Here is a 19,022-nt window from a genome sequence, read left to right as displayed (position 1 = left end):
TGGCGAAGGAACCGGTCGATTTTTAAAACCGCGGACAGGAAACTTCTTGACCACAACCGCCGCCAGCCAGGCAAGCAGCCCCGGCATCGACAGCGCCTACGCCTGGATACGGCTCGCCATCTCGATGCTGCTGGCGACAATCGGCGGTGTCGGCATGTGGGCAGTTGTAGTCGTACTGCCCGCCGTGCAGGCCGAATTCGGTGTCGATCGGGCGGCTGCCTCAATGCCTTATACCGCGACCATGGTCGGCTTCGCCGCCGGCAACGTGGTGGTAGGGCGCGCCATCGACCGCATGGGCTACTGGATCCCGGCATTGATCGCTTCAATCGCGCTCGGCGCCGGATTCTTGCTGGCGTCGCTGACCACCTCGATCCTTGGGTTCACCCTTGCGCAGGGGCTTCTGATCGGCATCGGCACGTCGGCGATCTTCGGCCCGCTGATCGCCGACATCTCGCACTGGTTTAACCGCCGGCGCGGCGTCGCGGTGGCGGCCGCCGCTGCCGGCAGCTATCTTGCCGGGACGATCTGGCCGATGGTGATGCCCTATGTCATGCAGAGCGAAGGCTGGCGTTTTACCTATGCCGCGATCGGCGTCGTCTGCCTCGCAACCATGGTGCCGCTGGTTCTGCTGCTCAAGCGCCGCGCGCCACTTGCCGCCGCCGCCGGATCGCGCGGCAGCCAGCGAGTCCGGCCGATCTCGCTGTCGCCGACTGCCCTGCAGGTGCTGCTCGTCGTCGCCGGCTTCGGTTGCTGCATGGCGATGTCGATGCCGCAGGTCCATATCGTCGCCTATTGCATGGACCTCGGCTACGGCGTGGCGCGAGGCGCCGACATGCTGTCGATCATGCTGGCGGCGGGCGTCGTCAGCCGGCTGGCATCGGGGTTCCTCGCCGATCGCATCGGCGCGGTGAAAACGCTGCTCATCGGCTCGGTGCTGCAATGCCTGTCGCTGCTGTTCTACATCCCCTTCGATGGGCTTGCCTCGCTTTATGTCGTCTCGCTGGTCTTCGGCCTGTCGCAAGGCGGTATCGTGCCTTGCTATGCGATCATCGTGCGCGACTATATGCCAGCCAAGGAGGCCGGCCAGCGTGTCGGCATCGTGATCATGGCGACCATCTTCGGCATGGCGGTCGGCGGCTGGATGTCGGGCTGGATCTACGACCTCACTGGCTCCTACGCAGCCGCATTCCTGAACGGCATCGCCTGGAATCTGGTGAATTTGGTGGCCATTGGTCTTCTGATGTGGAAGGCGCGGCGCAGCGCCATGGCGATGGCCTGAGGAGTTGGAGCCAGCGTCCTGGCGTTGATGCCGCCACGGACTGTTGGCCTTGACAATGGGCAGAGGCTGCGCGACGCCGGGCTGACGCGGCGTGGCGAGGAAGCGGGATGAGCATGGCGACAAGGTTGACGCTGCGACCGCGCATCGGCAAAGGCCCGGTGCCGGGGGCAAGGCCATGATCAAGCCACGCTCGCGCCGTGGCGGCGGCCGCCCCACCATCGCCGATGTCGCGCGCAAGGCCGGCGTCGGCGCCATCACCGTGTCGCGCGCCTTGCGCGAGCCGGAGCGCGTTTCGGAGGATTTGCGGCGCCAGATCCAGGTGGCCGTCGACGAACTCGGCTATGTGCCCGATCCGAATGCGCGCGCGCTGGCCTCGGCGCGTGCCGACGTATTCGGCGTTCTGGTGCCGTCGCTCACCAATAACGTTTTCGCCGAAGTGGTGCGCGGCATCTATGACAGCCTGTCGGACGGCCCATTCCGCGTCCAGCTCGGCAACACGCATTATTCTGGCCTCGAGGAAGAACGGCTGCTGCAGGTATTTGGCCCGCAGCGACCGGCAGCCCTGATCGTGGCCGGCATCAACCAGACGCCGACCGCGCGAAAATTGCTGGAGACAGCTGGCTGCCCGGTGGTGCAGGTCATGGAAACAGGGCCCGATCCTGTCGACATGCTGGTCGGTTTCTCGCATCTCGACGGCGGACGCACGGCGACGGAGCATCTGATCGAGGCGGGTTACAGGCGGATCGGTTTCATCGGTGCGCGCATGGACCCGCGGTCGCAGCGGCGTCTGGCTGGCTATCGCGCGGCGATGGAAGCTGCAGGCCTGTTCGATGCACGGCTGGTCACCACCACGCCTGTGCCGTCCAGCGTCACGCTTGGCCGTGAACTGTTTCGCGATGCGCTGGCCAAGGCACCGACGCTCGACGGCGTCTTCTGCAACAATGACGATATCGCGCTCGGCGTGCTGTTCGAGTGCCACCGCGCCGCGATCGCTGTCCCGAGAACCATCGGCATCGTCGGCTTCAACGATCTCGACATGATGCAATCTGCGTTCCCATCGATCACCAGCATCCGCACCTATCGCTATGAGATTGGCCGGCGTTCGGTCGCCATGGCGCTGGCGGCGATCGCAGGGAAACGGCCGGAGCAGCGGGTGGTCGACCTCGGCTTCGAGCTCATACGCCGCGAGAGCACGGCACGCTGAACGCATTCCAGACGTAGCACAATGGTCCTTTACACCCCGCCATGGTAGCGCTACCATATGGCGCTGACGCAAAAGCTGAGACAAGGCCCGAAGTCTGTTTATTATACATAAGCGACAGATAATACTTGTTTATTATGTATAATATGATAGTTTTTGCTGCTGCTTGCGGGATCACAAGGAGAGGATATCGGGCAGGCAAACGGCCCGGCTCAAGAGCGCGACGGCAAGGCGGGAGGTGCCCGGCCAGACGCGTGAATTGTCATGGCTGCTAACAACAATCAAAACTGCAACTGGGAGGAATATCGATGATCAAGTCACTCGTTGGTGGCATCGTTGCCGCCACTGCATTCGTCATGTTGAGCTCGTCGGCGATCGCCGATCCTGAAATCGTCAAGGGGCCGGCGGCCGAGCCGGACTGTTTTGCGCCGTGGGCGGCCGACACGCAGTTCTTCAAGTTTCCCAAAAAGGAAGGCCCTTACCGCGTCGCGCTCGCCAACGGCTACATCGCCAACACCTGGCGCATCCAAATGGTGCAGACTGCGAAGGCCTATGCCGCGCAGCCGGATGTCGCCGCGAAACTGAAGGAATTCAAGGTCGTCTCGACCGGTGAAGATGTGCCGGCACAGATTTCGGCGATCAACAACTTCATCGATTCCGGCTATGACGCGATCGTCGTCAACGCACAGAATCCAACAGCTTTCGGACCGGTCATCAAGCGCGCCAAGGAAGCCGGTGTCGTGCTGGTGGCTTTCGACAACATTCTCGATACCAAGGATGCCATCAACGTCAACGTCGATCAGAAGGGTCTTGGCGAGTTGTGGGGCAACTGGCTGATCAAGCATGTGCCGAACGGCGGCAAGGTGCTCGAAGTGCGCGGCGTTGCCGGCACGTCGGTCGACACCGACCGCCACAACGGCATCCATGAGGCCCTCGACGCTTCCGGCAAGAAGTGGGAGGTCACCGAAGTCGTCGGCAAATGGGACGACGGCGTGGCGCAGAAGGCCACGGCCGACGCCATTGCCACCAACGGTCCCTTCGACGGCATCACCGGGCAGGGCGGCGACACTGGCATCGTGCAGGCGATGATCGATGCCAAGCATGCTTTCGTGCCGTTCGGCGGCGAGACCGAGAACGGCTTTCGCAAGTTCTGCGCGGCTCATGCCGGCGATGGGCTGAAATGCTCTTCGGCCGGCACCGGCCCCGCCCAGGTGGCGGTTGCCATCAAGACGGCGATCGCAGCACTTGAGGGCAATGTGGTGCCGCAATCGGTGAAGCTGCCGCTGGCGATCGTCGAGGATCCCAACTTCAAGGCGGGCCAGGACTACTTCCCCGACCAGTCGGACAATTTCTTCGTCGGCAATTCCTTCCCGACCTGCGGCATCAATTTCACCGCGCAGGAAATCATGGGCCAGACTAAGGAAAACCAGTAGACTGATCGCCCGGCGCCGCGGGAAAATCCGCGGCGCCGGGCATGCTCCATTCCCTGTTCGTCAAACTGGCTTGGGAGGGCCGATGGACGGCGCGGTTCCGCTTTTCCGGATGGAAGGCATATCCAAGCGTTATGGCGGCGTGCGGGCGCTTGAGAAGGCCGAATTATTGGTCACACCAGGCAGCATCCACGCCATTCTCGGCGAAAACGGCGCCGGCAAGTCGACACTGATCAAGGTCATGGCGGGCGTTGTCGCGCCCGACGAGGGCCGCATGGAATTGGACGGGCGCGAGGTGACCTTCGCGTCGCCGGCCGCCGCCAACCAGGCCGGCATCGTTTGCATTTTCCAGGAGTTGTCGCTCGTTCCCGAACTCAGCGTCGCCGACAACATCGTCATTTCAGATCCGCCCAAGCGCTTCGGCATGATCGACCGCAAGGCGCAGCGCCGCATCGCGGAAGAAGCCCTGGCGCGCGCCGGCGCAGCCGATATCCACCCGCTGGCGCTGGTCAGGGATCTTCCTCTCTCAAGAAGACAGATGGTCGAGATCGCCAAGGCTCTGGCCAGGAAGCCGCGCATCCTCATCCTCGACGAGGCGACCTCGGCGCTGACGGCAGCCGACGTCGCCAAGATCTTCGGCGTGCTGAAGCGGCTGCGCTCGGAGGGGCTGGCGCTGCTCTACATATCGCATCGCATGAACGAGATTGCCGAGCTTGCCGACCAGTGCACGGTGTTTCGCAACGGCCGCAACGTCGCAAGCTACAGAGCCGGCTCAAAAAGCGACAACGAAGTCGTAGAACTGATGATCGGGCGCGAATACAGCCATATTTTCCCGCCCAAGCCCGCACGGGCGCCGGCTGTTGCCGCTCCCGTGCTGGAGGCGCGCAAGCTCTCCTGGACCGACCGGCTGGATAATGTTTCGCTCACTGTGGGCGCAGGCGAGGTCGTCGGCCTCGGCGGTCTCGACGGCCAGGGCCAGCGCGAATTGCTGCTCGCCTTCTTTGGTGTGCTGCGCGGTCTGTCCGGCCAAATCTTGATCGATGGCAAGCCGGTGGTGATCACCAGTCCTTCAGCCGCACGCGATGACCGAATCGGCATGGCGCTGATCCCGGAGGACCGCAAGACGGAAGGACTGATGCTGCCGATGACTGTGCGCGAAAACCTTTCTTTCGCGGCACTCGACCGGCTGTCCAGGGGTGGCATAATCGACCGCGCCGCCGAACAGCGGCTGATCGACGACATGGTGGCTCTCCTGGCTATCAAGACGGCAGGCCTCGACATTCCTGTCGGCGCGCTGTCGGGCGGCAACCAGCAGAAGGTCGTCATCGCCAAATGGCTGATGCGGCAGCCGCGCATCATCCTGCTCAACGACCCGACGCGCGGCATCGATGTCGGCACCAAGCAGGAACTCTACCAATTGATGCGCAAGCTCGCCGACGCCGGCGCGGCGATCCTGTTCTATTCGACAGACTATGACGAACTGATTGGCTGCTGCGACCGGGTGCTTGTGCTCTATGACGGGGCGGTCAAGCGCGAATTGGTGGGCGCCGAGATCACCGAGCGGGCGCTGATTGCCAGCGCACTCAACATCCATGGCGAAGACGCCAGCCTGACGCAGGGAGCAAACGCGTGAAAGATTGGCGCTACTGGCTTGCCGAACAGCGCGGAACGCTGCTCGCCTTCGGCATCTTCATCGTCATGTTCGTTATCTACACATCGAACCATCCGGCTGGCTTCTCCGCCAATGTCGTGCAGACGGCTTCCAACAAGGGCGTGCTGCTCGCTTTCGTCGCCATGGCGCAGACGCTGGTGGTGATCACCGCCGGTATCGACCTTTCCATCGGCATGATCTTCACGTTGACCAATTGCCTGGCCTCGTGGCTGGTCATCGGCACCGGCATCGAGACAGCCTTCGGGGTGATCGCGGTGCTCGGCACCGGCCTGCTGTGCGGGGCGATCAACGGCGCCATCGTCATCTATGGACGACTTCAGCCAATCGTCGCCACCATTGCCACCGGCGCGGTCTATTTCGGTATCGCGCTGCTGCTCAGGCCGTTTCCGGGCGGTTCGGTCAACGAGAACCTCGCCGACGCCTTGACCGGGCGCCTGTTTGGCGTCGTGCCGGCGAGCCTCGTGGTGCTTTTGGCCGTGGTGCTTGTCGTCTGGGTGCCGTTCAGCCGCTCGGTGCTCGGCCGCGCGGCCTATGCGGCGGGGTCGTCGGAGATGGCGGCCTACATGTCCGGCGTGCCGATCCGCCGCGGCAAGTTCGCCGCCTATGCGCTGGCCGGCCTGCTTGCCTCAATCGGCGGGCTGTTCCTGACCTTCTTCACCTATACCGGCGATGCCGCCTATGCCAGCGGCAACGCCTACACACTCTTCTCTATCGCCGCCGTGGTGCTTGGCGGGGTCTCACTGTTCGGCGGCAAGGGCAGCGCCATCGGCGCGATCTTCGGCGCGCTCGCCTTCCGTACCATCGGCGACCTGCTCTTCGTCTTCGATTTCGATCCGCTCTGGCAGCCGCTGTTCCAGGGTGTCATCCTGCTGATCGCGGTCAGTCTCGGCGCCTTCGCCCTGTTCAGGGTCCGCAACCGGCTGGAGTGGTTCTTGTGAGCGAAACGACCGTTAGCGGCATCGCCAACCGAATGCCGAAATTCATCCGCCGCGCCGACCCGGCGGTGCTGACGGCCTTTGCCTGCATCGTGCTGCTGCTGTTTGTCGGCAGTCTCTATTCGCGCAGCTTCCTGTCGCCGGAATATCTGCTGCAGCAGCTTAAGGTCGCCTCGTTTCTCGGCGTCATCGCCACTGGCATGATGCTGGTCATCCTGCTCGGCCAGATCGACCTGTCGGTGCCGTGGTCGGTAGCGGTCGGCGCCATGATGGCATGCGCGGCGGCGGCCTATGGGCCGGCCGGGGTGGCGCTGGCCATTCCGTTCGGTATCTTCTGCGGTGTGCTGATCGGCGTCGTCAATGGCATTGGCGTCGCCTATCTGCGCATTCCCTCGATGATCATTACGCTCGCCACCAATGCCGTCGCGCAGGGGCTGATGGTCGTTTACACCGGCGGTTTCTCACCGCAGGATTCGGCAACCGGAGCGATGCGCTACCTGGCGACCGGCTTTGCCATTCCGGGCCTGCCCAACGCGGTTATCATCTGGGCGCTGATCGGTGCAGCGATGGTTTTCGTGTTGACCCGCACCGGATTCGGCCGCGCCGTCTATGGCATCGGCAATCGCGAACGCGCCGCCTACCTCTCCGGCATCGATACAAGGCGGGTGGTGATGATCGCCTTTGCCGTGTCCGGCGGGCTCTCCGCTTTCGGCGGCGTGCTTCTGGCCGGCTATGCCTCCAAGGCGGCGCAGTCGATGGGCGACGCCTATCTCTTGCCGTCGATCGCAGCGGTGGTGCTTGGTGGCACCTCGATCCTGGGCGGCCGCGGCTCCTATCTCGGCACGGTCGCGGGCGTGATCCTGATTACACTGCTGCAATCCATCCTTTCCGTCATGCAGATGCCGGAGGCGGGGCGGCAGATCATCTACGGCGTCGTCATCGTCGCCATGCTGCTGCTCTACGGCCGCGCGCCGGCAAGCCGCTGATCCGCATCGTGGATGAAGAGGCGGAACAAGTGCCAAGGGACTCCATGCGGCCCGTGCCGGCCATCGTGGTGATGGGGGTCGCCGGCTGCGGCAAGTCGGCCGTCGGCGAGGCGCTGGCCGTGAGATTGGACGCCGTCTTCATCGAGGGCGACAGGCTGCATCCGCCCGAGAACGTAGCGCGCATGGCACGCGGTGAGCCGCTCACTGATGCTCTACGCGAAGGGTGGCTCGACGCGATCGGCCAGCGCATTGCGGCGTCGGTCGCCAGCGGGCAGGGCGTCATTGCCGCCTGCTCGGCATTGAAGCGCAGCTATCGCGAGCGCCTGCGCGGTTTTCACAAGGACATCGTTTTCCTCTATCTGGAAATCGATCCGGCGACCGCCAAACGGCGTGTCGCTTCCCGCCAGGGCCATTTCATGCCGGCAAGCCTGGTCGACAGCCAGTTCGCCACGCTTGAAGCGCCGGCAGCGGATGAGCGGGCATTGACGCTCGACGCGACGGGCCCGGTCGCCGACAGTGTCGCCGCTGCCCTTAGCCTGCTGGGCGAGGCGAACTCATGAGCCGGCGTCATCGTCTGCCGGGGCAACGCCCGATCGCTCGGTGAACCTTTGGTGGCTGGCCCACACCATCATCTGCTCGGGATGATCTTTCAGAGCCTCCAGCAGGCGATCGCGCTTGAGCAGGATGTAGTGCGCCTGCAACTCCATGTTCTTGGGACCCATGTTCCTTGCCGTGGACGCAACTGGCGCCGGCTGCGCTGTCGTCGGCCTCAATTCGCGGCTGATGACGGCCCGATATTCACGGAACGGAACCATCTCGAAGGTCGACATGGCAAACAGCGCCGTCCCGCCCCTGGCGGCGAAATTCGCGGGTGCCGAGGCGAGATGGGTCCAGCCGCTTTCCCCCATGCCGGCTTCGGCGAAGGTCGAACCGGCATGGATGTTGTTGGTCATCAGGACGACGCCGTTGTCTTTCAGGATCTTCTGCATGCGGATCGTCACCTGATAAGCATCGCTGCGTTCGAAAACGACCCGGCTTTTCAGGAAGCGGTTTTCGACGGCGACCATTGGCGGGTTGAGGAACCGCAAGCCGAATGTCGTGTCGGAGATGCCGTGAAAGTCGACGCTCACCTGATGGGTTTCGACACCGGCCTCGTGTAGCGCCCGCTTGCCGATGATGGTCTGGGCGGTGAACTGATCGCACCAGATGATGGCGCCCCGGCCACGCTTCAGCGCTGCTTGCAGGCCTTCCAGCCCCTCCAGCCGGATCGTCGGCGACCAGCGCGGACGGACCACATGCACCGCAAGCAGCAGGCGCCGACGGTGGTTCGCGGCGAGCAGGGCCCTGAACAGTTTTTTTGCGTCGATGCCTTTGCCAAGCACCGCTTGCGTCGCTGCGGCGTAGCGCGAAAAGTCCTTGCGCATGTGGCGCTTCAGCCGAAGCCCGGACACCGAGCGGCAGATCGGCGCCCACCAGGCGACCGGCAGTATTGCCGCAACACCGAGATAGAAGCCGAACAACAGGCTTTCGCGAAAATCCTTGTTCGAAAAACGGCGCAGCTTTGCCGGGCTGACCAGCTTGCGGCTGAAGAACCGGACAGGCTCGGCGCGATCCGGCACGATGACATCGGCGATGATTTCGGTGCGGAAGCTGGCGGCGGACGGTCTTTTCCGATCGGCTTTCCCTGATTTTGCAAACCACGGCAGCCTCATCCGATTGGTGTCCAGCCTGTTCCAGTGCACGTCCGAAAGTCGCTTTACTGCCTCTATCACGGACACGCAATCGGGCGCCGACGGGAGCAAGGTACCGGAGCGCGAGCGCTGGGCTCACGATTTATAACCAGAAGATGATGGCTGCTGCGATTGCGATGGTGATGAAATAACGGGATTGCGGGCTTAGCTGGCATTTGACATGCAGGCATTTACCTGCATATTACCTCAACACGGGCGAAATCAATGGACGCTGACAAGGTTTTCAAAGCGCTGGGCGACCCGACACGCAGAAAGCTGCTTGACCTTCTTTGTGAAAGGAACGGGCAGACGCTTGGCCAGCTTTGCGAGAACCTTGAGATGGCCCGGCAATCCGCCACCCAGCACCTCGAGATATTGGAGGCGGCCAATCTGGTGAGCACGGTCAAGCGTGGCCGCGAAAAGCTGCATTTCATCAACCCCGTGCCGCTCCATGAGGCCTACGAGCGGTGGGTACGGAAATTCGAACGTCAGCGGCTCAGCCTGCTGCACGATCTGAAGAAAGAACTCGAAGGAGACGACCAATGACCAGAGAGACGACCAGCTTTGTCTATGTGACCTATATTCGCTCGACGCCGCAAAAGGTATTCGAGGCCATAACGAAACCGGACGTCGCCAGGCGCTATTGGGGCCACGAGAACGTCTCCGACTGGAAGGCGGGATCGAAATGGGAACACATCCGCGCCAACGATGAGCGCACAGTCGAACTGGTCGGCAAGGTCGTCGAGATCTCGCCGCCGACCCGTCTCGTGATGACCTGGGCGAACGCCTCGCAGGCCGACGACCCATCGAAATACAGCCGGGTGACGTTCGGTATCGAGGAATACGACACGATGGTCCGGCTGACCGTCACCCATGACGAACTCGAAGCCGGCAGCGGCATGGCGAAAGGCATCAGCCAAGGGTGGCCGGCGGTGCTGTCCAGCCTGAAATCCTTCCTCGAAACCGGCAGCGGCATCGACCTTTTCGCCAAGCCGAAATCGGCCTGATCCCAGGGGGAGGGTGACAATGACCAAGACCTATACCGGCGGATGTGCCTGCGGCGCGATCCGCTATGAAACCAGCGGCGAGCCGATCTTCCAGAACCATTGCCAATGCCTCGATTGCCAGAAACGCAGTGGCACGGGGCATGGATCCTATCTGACCTTCGCCCGGCACGCCGCTGCGACAATTACGGGCGAAGCAAAAACCTGGCGAATAATGAGCGACAGCGGCAATGAAAAAGTCCACGCCTTCTGCCCGGCCTGTGGAACGCCGGTTTACTTGACATTCCCTGCCACGCCGGACGCGATAGCAGTCCACGCGACCAGCCTTGACGATCCAGGCCAGTTCAATCCGCAGGTGGTCACATATGCCATCCGCGGCCATGCTTGGGACGTGATGGATCCGGCATTGCAGAAAATCGAGCGAATGCCGCACGGATAAATTCCGCGGGGAGCAATACGAAACTGCCGAGTCTAAAGCGCGTCGCGTTCGACCGGCCCCATGCGACGCGCTTTGGGTTCTTGTTTTTATGCATGTCGTTACCGCAAAACCGCTGCACACTTTTGCGCGACATGCATTAGATCTGCGACGTCAGCTCGACCGGAAAATCGTCATTGTCGGCGTCGCGCATGGCGGCAAGGCTGCGATTGTCCAGCACCTCGGCGATGGCCTGGCGCACTTCCAGCATCATATGTCGGACCTGGCATGTCGCCTCGTCGCAGTCCTCGCAGCGCTGGTACTGGGTGCGGCTGGCGCAAGGGATGGGCGCCAGCGGTCCATCGAGGACGCGCACGACATGACCGATCTTGATCTCGGAGGCCGGCCGGGCGAGGCGATAACCGCCTTCCTTGCCCTTGCGGCTCTGGACGAAGCCGGCATTGCGCAACTCGCCCAGGATGGCATCCAGGAATTTCTTCGGGATGTTGTTGGCGACCGCGATGTCATTGACGAATGCAAGCTGGCCGACCGGCAGACCGGACAGGTGCACGAGGGCCTTGAGCCCGTATTTGCCTTTTTTGGTAAGCATGCCCGATTCAGTTCATGAAACCCCAACCGCCCGCATCTGGCGATTGTTTGTGTGCAAATCATGACGTTTTGATCGCACGAGGCGGTTTCGCGCAAAACAAGCCGTCGGATGGCAGTTTGAACACAAACGCGTTGATTCTTTGTAACGTTTTGGACGGCACGCGGCCTGGAAACTACATTTCGGAGCATAATAACAAAGAAAGCCGGCAAACGACCGGCTTTCTTTGCTTGGCTTGGAGATAGAAACCTTAGCGGCTGCCATAGGTCTGGTCGAGCAGCCCGCCGGCCGCAAAATGCTCGGCCTGCACCTTGTCCCAACCGCCAAATACATCCTCCACGGTCAGCAGGCGGACATCGGGAAACTCAGCCTTGTATTTGGCGGCGACCGCTGCGTCGCGGGCCCGCAGGCCGTTGAGGGCGGCGATGTCCTGGCCTTCCGGCGTGTAGAGGAAGTCGAGATAGGACTTGGCCAGATCGCGCGTGCCATGCTCGTCGGCGACCGTGTCGACGATCGCCACCGGAAACTCGGCCAACAGGCTGACCGAGGGCGTCACCTGCTCGAACTTGTCCTCGCCATACTCCTTGCGGATGCCGCGCGTTTCCGACTCGAAGGTGATCAGCACGTCGCCGATCTCGCGCTGCACGAAGGTGGTGGTGGCAGCGCGCCCGCCAGTATCGAAGATCGGCACGTTGTTGAAAAGTTTGGTGACAAACTCCTTCACCTTGGCGTCGTCACCCTTGAAGGCTTCCTTGGCATAGGCGGTGGCGGCGAGATAGGTGTAGCGCGCATTGCCCGAGGTCTTCGGATTGGGGAAGATGACCTGGACGTCGTCGCGTACGAGATCGTTCCAGTCCTTGATGTGCTTCGGATTGCCGGTGCGAACCAGGAAGGACGGCAGCGAATAGAAGGGCGAGGCGTTGTCGGGAAAATCCTTCTGCCAGTCGGCGGAGACAAGGCCCTTCTTGACCAGGAAATCGATGTCGGTGACCTGGTTGAAGGTGACGACATCGGCGCCGAGGCCCTCGGCGATGGCGCGCGCTTGCGCCGACGTTCCCGCATGCGACTGATCAATGCTCACGCCGGGATGCCCTGATATGAAGGCCTTGTTGACCTGCACGAAGAGTTCGCGGCCGACATCATAGGAAGCGTTCAGCAATTTGTCGGCCGACCAGGCTTGGGAGGATGCGAGCAACAGGCCGGCCGCGGTGGCGACGCCAAGCAAAAATCGCTTCATGAGAACAGGGCTCCTTGGAAAATGCCGCTTGTCGAATGCCCAAGGATAATCGGGCGATGCCCGGCTATACGAGGCATGCAGGCAGGAGCTATGGTAATGGCGTTAGAAAATGCGTTGTCGAAACAGCCAGTCGGTAGGATTTTCTTCCAACAGAGTCTTTTCGACTGTTCCCGCTACGCCGAGGCAATTCTACCGGGCAGCAAACCATCTACGCTGCCGGAAAAAGCTTCCAGCGCCGGGGCCGGAATGCCACGCGGCTTTTCTGCGCCGCCGGGTGGTCGACAGGCAGTTCGATCTCGACGCGCTGGCGCTCGCCGCCGATTTCGAGTTCCACGCGCCTCGTGCCGGCGACACGGCGGCTGGCGGCGACTGTGCCGGCGATGCAGCCGCTGCAGCCATCCACCAATTCGACATCGTGCGGGCGGAAGAACAGCGTCGCTTGCCCTTCCGGCGCCTGCGGCGCGGAAAGCCCGATCGGCCGGTCGGCGATCCAGACCTGGCCATCCTCGACCTTGACCGGGACCGAGCTCGATTCGCCGATGAAGCCATAGACGAAGGGCGAGTTCGGCGTGTCGTAGATATCGTCGGCGGTGCCGACCTGCTCGATGCGTCCCTGGCTCATCACCACGACACGATCGGCAAGCTCCAGCGCTTCTTCCTGGTCGTGGGTGACGAAGACCGTGGTGTGGCCGGTCGTGTCATGGATGTCGCGTAGCCAGCGGCGCAGTTCGCGGCGCACCTGGGCGTCGAGCGCGCCGAACGGCTCGTCGAGCAAAAGCACGCGCGGTTCGATCGCCATGGCGCGCGCCAGCGCCACGCGCTGGCGTTGGCCGCCGGAAAGCTGCGCCGGATAACGTTTTTCGAGACCTGACAACTGGACGAGGTCGAGAAGCTCGGAGGCGCGGCGACGGATCTCCTGCGCCGACGGGCGTGTCGGCCCATGCCGGACCTTGAGGCCGAAGCCGATATTGTCGGCAACTGTCATATGGCGGAACAGCGCATAATGCTGGAAAACGAAACCTACATTGCGTTCCTGGATCGACTTGTGCGAGGCGTCCTCCTCGCCGAAGAAGATATTTCCTCGCGTCGGCCGCTCCAGCCCGGCGATCAGCCTGAGCAGCGTCGTCTTGCCGGAGCCGGAAGGGCCGAGCAACGCGATCAGTTCGCCGGACTTGATGTCGAGCGAAACATCGCGGAGAGCCGGAAAGCGGTCAAACTCCTTGCGCACGTTGGCAACGCGAACTTCCATGCAAATCCCTTTGTAGTTGATGCAGGTCGTTATCCCAAAACCGGTTCCCACTTTTGGGCGACATGCATTTTGTCAGTGTCCGCGCGTCGCGGCGATCTCGGCGCCGTAGCGCATCTCGAGAAGTGTTTTCAGGACCAGCGTCACCAGCGCCAGGCCGGCGAGCAGCGAAGCGACGGCAAAGGCGCCGACGGCGTTGTACTCGTTATAGAGGATTTCGACATGCAGCGGCATGGTGTTGGTCAGCCCGCGTATGTGGCCCGACACCACCGACACCGCGCCGAACTCGCCCATGGCGCGGGCATTGCACAGGAGCACGCCGTAGAGCAATCCCCATTTGACGTTGGGCAGCGTCACGTACCAGAAGGTCTGCCAGCCATTGGCGCCAAGCGAGAGAGCTGCCTCCTCATCGCCATTGCCTTGTTCCTGCATCAGCGGGATCAGCTCGCGGGCGACGAAGGGGAAGGTGACGAAGATGGTGGCCAGGACAATGCCCGGCACGGCAAACAGGATGACGATGCCATGCGCCTTCAGCCACCCGCCAAGCAAGCCTTGAGCGCCGAACAAAAGCACATAGACCAGGCCGGATATGACCGGCGAGACCGAAAAGGGCAGGTCGATAAGCGTGGTGAGGAAGGCCTTGCCCTTGAATTCGAACTTGGCGATCGCCCAGGCGGCCGAGATGCCGAAGACGACGTTGAGCGGCACCGAGATCGCCGCCACCAGCAGCGTCAGGCGGATCGCCGAGCGCGTATCGGGGTTGGACAGCGCCTCAGCATAGGCGCCGATGCCCTTCGAAAAGGCCTCGTTGAAGACGATGATCAGCGGCAGCAGCAGGAAAACACCGAGGAATGCAAAAGCCACGATCATCAGCACGGCTCGTGCCGTGGGACTTTCCGTCACCGCCGCCGACTGGCTTTCGTGATGCGGCGCGTAGGATTTGATCTCGGGGTCAGCCATAGCGCTTGCGGCTCCATGTCTGCACCAGATTGATGACCAGCAGCATCACGAAGGACAGCGCCAGCATGATCGCCGCAATCGCGGTCGCCGCCTCGTAGTTGTATTCCTCAAGCCGGATGACGATCAGCAGCGGCGCGATCTCGGACTTGTAGGGCAGATTGCCGGCGATGAAGATGACGGAACCGTATTCGCCGACGCCGCGGGCAAAGGCCAGCGCGAAGCCGGTGACAATGGCCGGCGCGAGGCCCGGAAGCAGCACCCGGGAGATGATCTGGAAGCGATTGGCGCCAAGCGTGGCGGCCACTTCCTCCACCTCCTTGTCGATCTCCTCCATGATCGGCTGAACGGTGCGCACGACGAAGGGCAGGCCGATGAAGATCAGCGCGATGACGATGCCGAGCGGCGTATAAGCAACCTTGATGCCGAGCGGCGAAAGCAGGCTGCCGACCCAGCCGTTCGGCGCGTAGAGCGTGGTCAGCGCAATGCCGGCCACGGCCGTCGGCAGAGCGAAAGGCAGGTCGACCATGGCGTCGACGATGCGGCGGCCGGGGAAATTGTATCGCACCAGCACCCAGGCGACGATCGTGCCGAAGACGACATTGACGGCTGCGGCGATGAAGGCGGTGCCGAAGCTGATTTCGAGCGCGTTGATGGTGCGGCGATCAGTGGCAATCGCCCAGAAATCGGCCCAGCCGAGCGCGGCCGATCGCCAGATCAGCCCCGAGAGGGGGATGAGGATGATGAGGGTGAGGTAGGCAAGCGAGAAGCCGAGCGTCAATCCGAAACCCGGAATGACGCTCGGCTGTCTAAACCGCCACCCCGCCTTGGCGGGTGCTGTAGTCATGTCGTCCTGGTCTAGAGTTTAGCTTATTGGGCCGGCTTGTAGATTTGGTCGAATATACCACCGTCGCCGAAATGGTAAGGCTGTGCCTTCTTCCAGCCGCCGAAAAGCGGATCATCGATGGTGATCAGCTTGATCTCAGGCAGCTTGGCAAGATCCTCCGGCGGCACCAGATCGGGCTTCGACGGGCGATAATGGTTTTTGGCGATCAGCGTCTGGCCTTCCTTGGAATAGAGGTAGCTCAGATAGGCTTCGGCGACCTTTCTGGTGCCCTTGGCGTCGACATTGGCGTCGACCACGGCAACCGGCGGCTCGGCCAGGATCGAGGTCGGGGGATAGACGATGTCGAAATTGTCGGCGCCGAACTCGTCGATCGCCAGATAGGCCTCATTTTCCCAGGCCAGCAGCACGTCGCCCAGGCCCTTTTGCGCGAAGGTCACGGTCGAGCCGCGCGCACCGGTGTCGAGAACCGGGACATTGGCGTAAAGCTTGCCAACAAATTCCTTGGTCTTGGCCTCGTCGCCGCCATCGTTGGCATTGGCGTAAGCCCAGGCCGCAAGATAGTTCCAGCGCGCGCCTCCGGAGGTTTTCGGGTTGGGTGTGATCACCTGGACGCCGTCCTTGACCAGATCGCTCCAGTCATGGATGCCCTTCGGGTTGCCCTTGCGGACGAGGAAGATGATGGTCGAGGTGTAGGGGGCCGAATTGTTCTCGAATTTGGTGCGCCAGTCGGGATTGATCTTCTGCGATTTCGAGACGATGGCGTTGATGTCACCTTCGAGCGCTAGCGTCACCACGTCGGCGTCGAGGCCGTCGATCACGGCGCGGGCCTGGGCGCCCGATCCGCCATGTGACTGCTGGATGGTCACCGTCTCGCCGGTCTCGGCCTTCCAGTGGGCGGTGAAGGCCTCGTCGAACTGCTTGTAGAGTTCACGCGTCGGATCATAGGACACGTTGAGAATTGTGGTATCGGCAAACGCGAAACCGAGCGTGCCGAACTGGACGGATGTGGCGACCAGTGCGCCGAGCAGTTTCCTGAAATGAGGTTTGGTCATTTCCGCCTCCGGTTGAACGCCATCAGTCTACCGAATTGATAGAATTAAGATGCATTCAATGTTTGCCTTTTTTACCCTCCTGAAGCAATTTTTCGCCGATCTTTGGACCCATGGAGAAATTTCTTCTTCGTGAGGCCGGTTGACGGAATCCGCGCCATCAGCCGATCTATCTAGAAACCGTCGATGCTTCGACAAGCCGGCGCGAAGCGCGGGTGCCTCGCAACACGCATCAAATGATGTATCCCGCTCTCTGCCGCGCTTCCGGAAAACCAATGCGCTGAATCGCTTGGCGCATTCTATTCAACGAAGACTTTCACGCTGGCGGCGCGGCCGGCCGCATCGATTACGGTGAGCGTGGAATAGCCGGCGCCGTCCGGCTGCCAGGTCGCGGTGCGGCGACGGTCGATGCCGACAAGCGGTTTGCCGTTGGCCAGCCAGCGGAACGGCGCGCGGCCGCCTTGCAGCTTAAGCACCAGCGGCGAGGCGTCGGCCGAGGCGGTGCCGAGATCGACGCGGGCGCCGTCGGGTGGAAAGATGATGGTCGGCGCGGGTTCGGTCGCGGTGGCCTGCACCAGCCCATCAGCGCCGGCGCCGAAGCGGGCCAGCGTCACCGGTAGATCGTCGCGCTTCGGTCTGCTGACGCCGGCCGGCTGGCTGGGCAGCGGAACGGTGGCGAGGCCGGAGCGGACGAAGCCCTCGAACAGGATGGGTGCGGCCGAGACATAGCCGGACAGGCCGGGCACCGCGCCGGCGTCGGGACGGCCGACCCAGACGCCCAGGACATAGCGCCCGTCGAAGCCGACCGACCAGGCGTCGCGGTAGCCATAGGAGGTGCCGGTCTTGTAGGCGATGCCGCGTTGCATGGCCCCTTCGGGCGGCTTGACCCCCGACAAGATGTCGGTGATCTGCCAGTTTGCCTGGTCATCGAGAATGGTGGCGGTGGAGCGTTCGGCATTCGCCGGCTCGGTGCCGTCATGCAGCGTGTTCGCCTTGCCGCCATTGGCGAGCCCGGTATAGAGCTGGACCAGGTCACGCAGCGTCACGCCGACGCCGCCAAGGCCGATGGCGAGGCCCGGCGCCTCGTTGACGGGCAGGATCGGCGTCACGCCGGCCTGGCGGAAGCGCGCCATCAGCCGCGCCGGCCCGACCGCGTCGAGCACCCGGATCGCCGGCACGTTGAGCGACAGTTGCAGCGCCTGCCTTATGCTGACGTCTCCCTGGTAGCCCATGTCGAAATTCTTCGGCCGGTAGCCGCCGAAATCGGCCGGACTGTCCTCGATCAGCGTCTCCTGTGCCACCAGCCCTTGCTCGAAGGCGAGCCCGTAGATGAACGGTTTCAGCGTCGAGCCGGGCGAGCGGACGGTCCTGGTCATGTCGATCCAGCCGGAACGGCTGGCATCGAAATAATTGGCCGAGCCGACTTCGCCGAGGATGTCGCCGGTGCGGGAATCGGCGAGCACCATGGCAACCGACAGGCGAGGGCCGAGCCTGGTGGCGGCGTCCCTGGCCACCTGCTCCAGCCCCTCCTGGACGCTCTTGCGGATCGTCAGGCGCAAAGGTTGCCCGGGAGCGGCCTTGGGCAGCATCGCATAGGCGGCATGGGCGGCGAGCGCCGGCAAGCTGCGCCGCAATTGCGAGACATCGTCGAGTGCGGCGCGTGCGGCCTCGCGTTCGCTGAGCCGGCCTGATGAAACCATGCGGGCCAGCACCCGGTCGCGTGCGGCGTGGGCGATTTTGAGATTGCGGTCGGGGCGCCGCTTTTCCGGCAATTGCGGCAGCGCGACGAGGAGTGCCGCCTCCGAAACTGTCAGCCGTTTCGGCTCCTTGCCGAAATAGGCGAGCGAGGCGGCGCGCACGCCTTCGAGATTGCCGCCATAGGGCGCCAGCGTCAGATAGCGTTCGAGGATCTCGCGCTTGGAGAGCCGCCGCTCGATCTGGATGGCGCGCAGCATCTGCTTGAGCTTGGAGCCGAGGCTGCGGCTGTCGCGCGGCTCGATCAGCCGGGCAAGCTGCATCGACAGCGTCGAGCCGCCGGAGACGATATGGCCGCTGGTCGCGAACTGGCCGGCGGCCCGGGCCAGCGCCAGCACATCGACGCCGTCATGGTCCCAGAAGCGCTTGTCCTCATAGGTCACCAGCATGTCGACGAATTGCTTGTCGACCTGGTCGAGCCGGGTTTCCAGCCGCCAGTAGCCGTCCGGCGTGGCGAAGGCCCGCAGGAGCTGGCCGTCACGGTCGAGCACTTCGGTGGACACCGCGAGCTCCGCCGGCAGCGGTGGCGGAAAGGCGCGGTCGAGCTGCCAGAGGGCGACAGCGGAGAGGGCCAGGAAACCGGCGACGGATGCCGCGCCGATCCCCAGTCTCCGCGAAGTCCTGGCTGAAACACCTCTCATGCGTGGCCTTCCACCATGACGACCGATCCAC

18 protein-coding genes are annotated in these 19,022 nt (G+C 63.0%); 10 read left to right on the top strand and 8 right to left on the bottom strand.

Annotated elements, in window-relative coordinates; all coding sequences use genetic code 11:
* Positions 1 to 124: 124 nt before the first annotated feature.
* From C9427_RS24440 to C9427_RS24410, 7 genes are all read left to right on the top strand, one after another.
* Positions 125 to 1,279: an MFS transporter gene (locus C9427_RS24440; protein WP_425351677.1), complete on the top strand. Its 1,155-nt coding sequence runs from the start codon at positions 125 to 127 to the stop codon at positions 1,277 to 1,279.
* Between the two features lie 175 nt (positions 1,280 to 1,454).
* Positions 1,455 to 2,483, top strand: a complete 1,029-nt coding sequence (gene gntR, locus C9427_RS24435; RefSeq protein WP_107651699.1) for an HTH-type transcriptional regulator GntR — start codon at positions 1,455 to 1,457, stop codon at positions 2,481 to 2,483.
* A gap of 305 nt (positions 2,484 to 2,788) precedes the next feature.
* On the top strand, positions 2,789 to 3,913 hold the full coding sequence (locus tag C9427_RS24430) for a sugar ABC transporter substrate-binding protein (protein WP_107651633.1): 1,125 nt from the start codon (positions 2,789 to 2,791) through the stop codon (positions 3,911 to 3,913).
* Positions 3,914 to 3,995: 82 nt separating this feature from the next.
* Positions 3,996 to 5,543 carry a sugar ABC transporter ATP-binding protein gene (locus C9427_RS24425; protein WP_107651632.1) on the top strand — a complete coding sequence of 516 codons (1,548 nt, stop codon included), beginning with the start codon at positions 3,996 to 3,998 and terminating at the stop codon, positions 5,541 to 5,543.
* Positions 5,540 to 6,520, top strand: coding sequence for an ABC transporter permease (locus C9427_RS24420; protein WP_107651631.1), 981 nt, complete (start codon positions 5,540 to 5,542; stop codon positions 6,518 to 6,520). The genes C9427_RS24425 and C9427_RS24420 overlap by 4 nt, the downstream gene beginning before the upstream one ends.
* On the top strand, positions 6,517 to 7,503 hold the full coding sequence (locus tag C9427_RS24415) for an ABC transporter permease (protein ID WP_107651630.1): 987 nt from the start codon (positions 6,517 to 6,519) through the stop codon (positions 7,501 to 7,503). Before C9427_RS24420 ends, C9427_RS24415 begins: the two co-directional genes overlap by 4 nt.
* A gap of 44 nt (positions 7,504 to 7,547) precedes the next feature.
* Positions 7,548 to 8,063 (top strand): gluconokinase, encoded by a 516-nt coding sequence (locus tag C9427_RS24410; RefSeq protein WP_107651629.1) that lies wholly within the window; start codon positions 7,548 to 7,550, stop codon positions 8,061 to 8,063.
* On the opposite strand, the gene C9427_RS24405 is transcribed toward C9427_RS24410, so the two are convergent.
* The gene (locus tag C9427_RS24405) at positions 8,058 to 9,215 is read right to left on the bottom strand and encodes a lysophospholipid acyltransferase family protein (protein ID WP_107651628.1); all 1,158 of its coding nucleotides are present in this window, start codon (positions 9,213 to 9,215) and stop codon (positions 8,058 to 8,060) included. The two genes, C9427_RS24410 and C9427_RS24405, sit on opposite strands and share 6 nt — an antisense overlap.
* A gap of 243 nt (positions 9,216 to 9,458) precedes the next feature.
* On the opposite strand from C9427_RS24405, the gene C9427_RS24400 reads away from it, so the two are divergent.
* The 3 genes from C9427_RS24400 to C9427_RS24390 are packed head-to-tail and all read left to right on the top strand — an operon-like array spanning position 9,459 to position 10,676.
* Positions 9,459 to 9,779, top strand: a complete 321-nt coding sequence (locus C9427_RS24400; RefSeq protein ID WP_107651627.1) for an ArsR/SmtB family transcription factor — start codon at positions 9,459 to 9,461, stop codon at positions 9,777 to 9,779.
* Positions 9,776 to 10,240, top strand: coding sequence for an SRPBCC family protein (locus C9427_RS24395; RefSeq protein WP_107651626.1), 465 nt, complete (start codon positions 9,776 to 9,778; stop codon positions 10,238 to 10,240). The genes C9427_RS24400 and C9427_RS24395 overlap by 4 nt, the downstream gene beginning before the upstream one ends.
* A 19-nt stretch (positions 10,241 to 10,259) precedes the next feature.
* Positions 10,260 to 10,676 carry a GFA family protein gene (locus C9427_RS24390; protein WP_107651625.1) on the top strand — a complete coding sequence of 139 codons (417 nt, stop codon included), beginning with the start codon at positions 10,260 to 10,262 and terminating at the stop codon, positions 10,674 to 10,676.
* Between the two features lie 136 nt (positions 10,677 to 10,812).
* Here C9427_RS24390 and C9427_RS24380 read toward each other — a convergent pair whose 3' ends face one another.
* The 7 genes from C9427_RS24380 to pbpC form a co-directional block, all read right to left on the bottom strand.
* Entirely contained in the window at positions 10,813 to 11,262 is a 450-nt protein-coding gene (locus tag C9427_RS24380; RefSeq protein ID WP_006202816.1) for an RrF2 family transcriptional regulator, read from the bottom strand.
* A 247-nt stretch (positions 11,263 to 11,509) separates the two neighbouring features.
* Positions 11,510 to 12,496 (bottom strand): sulfate ABC transporter substrate-binding protein, encoded by a 987-nt coding sequence (locus C9427_RS24375; protein WP_107651623.1) that lies wholly within the window; start codon positions 12,494 to 12,496, stop codon positions 11,510 to 11,512.
* A gap of 208 nt (positions 12,497 to 12,704) precedes the next feature.
* A complete protein-coding gene (locus tag C9427_RS24370) occupies positions 12,705 to 13,745 on the bottom strand; it encodes a sulfate/molybdate ABC transporter ATP-binding protein (protein ID WP_107651622.1) in 1,041 nt (346 codons plus the stop codon).
* A gap of 72 nt (positions 13,746 to 13,817) precedes the next feature.
* Positions 13,818 to 14,702 (bottom strand): sulfate ABC transporter permease subunit CysW, encoded by an 885-nt coding sequence (gene cysW / locus C9427_RS24365; protein ID WP_107651621.1) that lies wholly within the window; start codon positions 14,700 to 14,702, stop codon positions 13,818 to 13,820.
* Complete coding sequence (cysT, locus tag C9427_RS24360; protein WP_107651620.1) at positions 14,695 to 15,546, bottom strand: sulfate ABC transporter permease subunit CysT; 852 nt, start codon at positions 15,544 to 15,546, stop codon at positions 14,695 to 14,697. The genes cysW and cysT overlap by 8 nt, the downstream gene beginning before the upstream one ends.
* Before the next feature lie 23 nt (positions 15,547 to 15,569).
* Positions 15,570 to 16,598 (bottom strand): sulfate ABC transporter substrate-binding protein, encoded by a 1,029-nt coding sequence (locus C9427_RS24355; protein ID WP_107651619.1) that lies wholly within the window; start codon positions 16,596 to 16,598, stop codon positions 15,570 to 15,572.
* Positions 16,599 to 16,894: 296 nt separating this feature from the next.
* Positions 16,895 to 18,991 carry a penicillin-binding protein 1C gene (gene pbpC, locus C9427_RS24350; protein ID WP_107651618.1) on the bottom strand — a complete coding sequence of 699 codons (2,097 nt, stop codon included), beginning with the start codon at positions 18,989 to 18,991 and terminating at the stop codon, positions 16,895 to 16,897.
* Positions 18,992 to 19,022: the final 31 nt, after the last annotated feature.

The sequence above is a fragment of the Mesorhizobium helmanticense genome (assembly GCF_003034915.1).
GTDB classification, from domain to species: domain Bacteria; phylum Pseudomonadota; class Alphaproteobacteria; order Rhizobiales; family Rhizobiaceae; genus Mesorhizobium; species Mesorhizobium helmanticense.
The sequence above is the reverse complement of the archived record's forward strand: the minus strand, read 5'-3'. Positions and strand labels throughout refer to the sequence as shown.